The sequence below is a fragment of the Cellulomonas biazotea genome (assembly GCF_004306155.1).
GTDB classification, from domain to species: Bacteria; Actinomycetota; Actinomycetes; order Actinomycetales; family Cellulomonadaceae; genus Cellulomonas; species Cellulomonas biazotea.
Map to the genome: position 1 here is coordinate 1 of NZ_BIMR01000275.1, position 3,437 is coordinate 3,437.

Consider the following 3,437-nt stretch of genomic DNA (forward strand, 5'->3'; position numbering starts at 1 on the left):
GGTACGGGACGCGCCCTGCGCCGAGCGGGGCGTGCCCTGCCGGGTCGCGGGGGCGGCGGGCGCGGGGGCGACGTGCGCCGCGACCTCGCCGACGAGCGCCGCGAGGTGCGGGTCGCCGAGGGTGACCGGACGCGGCTGCGCGGTGATCTTCGCGGCCCGCGTGAGGGCGCGGACGTCGCCGCGCTGCTCGGGCAGGACGAGGGTCACGACGTCGCCGCCGGCACCGGCACGCGCGGTGCGACCGGAGCGGTGCAGGTACGCCTTGTGCTCGGCGGGCGGGTCGACGTGCACGACGAGGCCGACGTCGTCGACGTGGATGCCGCGCGCGGCGATGTCGGTGGCGACGAGCACGCGGACGGCGCCCGAGGTGAACGCCTCGAGGTTGCGCTCGCGGGCGCCCTGGCCGAGGTTGCCGTGCAGGTCGACCGACGGGATGCCGTCGGCGGTGAGCTGCTTGGCGAGCTTCTTGGCCTGGTGCTTGGTGCGCATGAACAGGACGCGACGCCCGGTGCCGGACGCGAGCGCGCGCACGATCGCCTTCTTGGCGTCGGCGTCGGCGACCTCGAGGAGGTGGTGCGTCATGGCGGTGACGGGGGAGGCGGCGCTGTCGACCGAGTGCTCGACGGGCTTCGTGAGGAAGCGCTTGACGAGCACGTCGACGCCGTTGTCCAGCGTCGCCGAGAACAGCAGGCGCTGGCCGTCGCGCGGCGTGCGGTCGAGCAGGCGGCGCACGACCGGCAGGAAGCCGAGGTCGGCCATGTGGTCGGCCTCGTCGAGCACGGTGATCGCGACGTCGTCGAGGCTCACCAGGCGCTGCTGGAGCAGGTCCTCGAGCCGGCCGGGGCAGGCGACGACGATGTCGGCGCCGCGCTGCAGGGCGGTGACCTGGCGCGACTGCGCGACGCCGCCGAAGATCGTGGTCGTCGTGAGGCCGACGGCCGCGGCGAGCGGTGCGATGACCGCGTCGATCTGGTTCGCGAGCTCGCGGGTGGGGGCGAGGACGAGGGCGCGCGGGCGGGACGGCGCGGTGCGGCGCCCGGCGGCGGCGGTGCGCGCGACGACGGGCAGGGCGAACGCGAGCGTCTTGCCGGAGCCGGTGCGGCCGCGGCCGAGGACGTCGGTGCCGGCGAGCGAGTCGGGCAGCGTCGCGGTCTGGATGGGGAAGGGGGCCGTGATGCCGTCGTCCGCGAGGGTGCGGACAAGGGAGGCGGGCACGCCGAGGTCGGCGAAGGAAGTCACAGGGAAAGGCCTCTCGGGGAGGGTCGTCGGAGTCGCCGCAGGATGGACCGGGGTCTCCACGACGCGGGGCGCGCGGGTGTCGCGCTGCCCAGGGATGCCCTCAGGGTCTCACACCGGCCCGTCGGCGTGCTCGCGGCGTCCACCGCGGGGCCCTGGCTAGGCTCGACGCATGCACACCACGGGGCCGCGCGCAGCGGCACGGTCGGCACGGTCGGGCCGATGAGCGACACGGGGTACGGCGACTTCGAGTTCGAGCGGCGGTTCTTCGTCGACCGGACGCCGGTGGACCTGCTGGAGGCTGCGCCGACGCTCATCGTGCAGAGCTACCTGCTGGCCGAGGACGGCTTCGCGGTGCGGGTCCGCGCGCAGGCGACGGGCGTGACGGGCGTGGACCCGACGCTCGACGAGCTGGCGCTGCTCGAGGCGCACGTGGGCGCGGTGGACTTCTGCGCGATCACGGTGAAGGGCCCGATGGTCGAGGGCACCCGGTACGAGGCGGAGCGTGAGCTCGACCCGCTGGTCGCGGTGGAGATCGTGCGCCGCGCGCCGGCGCGGGTCGCGAAGCTGCGGCACTCCGCGTGGCTGGGTGCGGACGGGTGGGTCATCGACGTGTTCGCGGGCGGCAACGCGCCGCTGGTCGTCGCCGAGGTGGAGCGCGGCGGGCCGGTGACCGACCTGGTCGTGCCGGACTTCTGCACGACGGAGGTGACGACCGACGGGCGGTTCGCCAACGACGGCCTGGCGCGCCGGCCGTTCGGCGGGTGGGCGTCGGCGTGGTCGGCCGAGCTGGCGGCGACGGGGCCGCGCTTCCTGTCCGGGCTGGGCCACAACCACCTGCCGGGGGAGCCCGACGCGCACTGACCCTGGTCGAATGTTGAATTCTCAACTATAGTGGTGGGCGACTCAGGAGGTCCGCCATGCCCACCGCCCCCACCCCCGGCCAGGGAGCCGCCGTCCGCGGCGCCGTCCGACACCCGCACGACGCCATCGCCGCAGGCACCGGCATGGACGCCGTGACGCTGCTCGTCGGCGACCTCGACCGGCAGCTCGCGTTCTACCGCGACACGCTCGCGCTGTCCGTCCTCGACGCCCCGGGCGACCGGTTCGGCGAGCACCGCCCCGACGCCGTCACGCTCGGCCGCGGCAGCACGCCCCTCGTCGTCCTGCGGCACACGCCCGACCTGCCGCCCGCCCAGCGCGGCGCGGCCGGCCTGTTCCACACCGCGATCCTCTTCGACGACCGCGCCGGCCTCGCCGCGACGCTCGCCTCCGTCGCGCAGCGCGCCCCCGAGTCCTACGTCGGCTCCGCCGACCACCTCGTCTCGCTCGCGTTCTACCTCACCGACCCCGAGGGCAACGGCGTCGAGCTCTACTGGGACCGCACGCGCGACCAGTGGCAGCACGACGCCGACGGCCAGGTCGTCATGGACTCCCTGCGCCTCGACCCGAACGGGTTCCTCCGCGAGCACCTCACCGACCAGGCCGTCGAGGCGCCCGGTGCCGGCGACGCGGTCGTCGGGCACGTCCACCTGCAGGTCGGCGACGTCCCCACCGCGCGCGCCTTCTACGTCGACGCCCTCGGGTTCGACGTCCAGGCCCAGTGGCACGGCGCGCTGTTCGTGTCCGCGGGCGGCTACCACCACCACCTCGCCATGAACACGTGGAACAGCGCCGGGGCCGGACCGCGCGCCTCCGCGCTCGGGCTCGGCGAGGTCCGGATCACCGTCCCGACCGCCGACGACCTCGGCGCGCTCGCGGACCGCGTCCGTCACGCGGGCGTCCTGCCCGCCGACGACGGCGCGACGCTGCTGTTCGAGGACCCGTGGCGCAACGTCGTGCGGGTCAGCGCGGCGGCCTGACGGCCGTCAGGACATCCAGGCGCGGTGGCCCCGCGCCAGCGCCCGGCGCAGCGCCGGGGCCGCGTCGGCCTCGGCCCGCTCGGCGTCCTGCTGCTCCGCGGCGTGCAGGCGGCCGTAGGTGAACGCGTTCTCGCCGTCCAGGTGCGCCTGCACCGCGACCCGGCGCAGCGTCGCCCGGCGCACCACGCCGTCGTGCTGGCGGCCGAGGACGTCCTGCACCGCCCGCGCACGCCGCGCGCTGCGCCGCGCAGGCCTCCCGACGACCTCGCGCGCGACCTCGCTCGCGTAGCGGGCCCGTCGCGCGGCCCGGCGCAGGTCGTGCAGCGCGTCGTCGCGCTG

4 protein-coding genes are annotated in these 3,437 nt (G+C 75.9%); 2 read left to right on the top strand and 2 right to left on the bottom strand.

Features of this window, described 5'->3' with window-relative positions; translation table 11 throughout:
• Positions 1–1,239: DEAD/DEAH box helicase (locus tag CBZ_RS16270; protein ID WP_130782534.1), on the bottom strand; the 1,239-nt coding region annotated here is incomplete at its 3' end.
• Between the two features lie 219 nt (positions 1,240–1,458).
• On the opposite strand from CBZ_RS16270, the gene CBZ_RS16275 reads away from it, so the two are divergent.
• Both CBZ_RS16275 and CBZ_RS16280 read left to right on the top strand, forming a co-directional pair.
• Positions 1,459–2,100 carry a CYTH domain-containing protein gene (locus CBZ_RS16275; protein ID WP_130782535.1) on the top strand — a complete coding sequence of 214 codons (642 nt, stop codon included), beginning with the start codon at positions 1,459–1,461 and terminating at the stop codon, positions 2,098–2,100.
• Positions 2,101–2,156: 56 nt separating this feature from the next.
• Positions 2,157–3,098 (top strand): VOC family protein, encoded by a 942-nt coding sequence (locus CBZ_RS16280; protein WP_130782536.1) that lies wholly within the window; start codon positions 2,157–2,159, stop codon positions 3,096–3,098.
• A gap of 6 nt (positions 3,099–3,104) precedes the next feature.
• Here CBZ_RS16280 and CBZ_RS16285 read toward each other — a convergent pair.
• Positions 3,105–3,437 (bottom strand): CHAD domain-containing protein (locus CBZ_RS16285; protein WP_130782537.1); only part of this gene is annotated, 333 nt, incomplete at its 5' end.

Coding starts and splice junctions, on each gene's coding strand:
- CBZ_RS16275 (WP_130782535.1), top strand. CDS start 1,459: ATGAGCGACACGGGGTACGGCGACTTCGAGTTCGAGCGGCGGTTCTTC.
- CBZ_RS16280 (WP_130782536.1), top strand. CDS start 2,157: ATGCCCACCGCCCCCACCCCCGGCCAGGGAGCCGCCGTCCGCGGCGCC.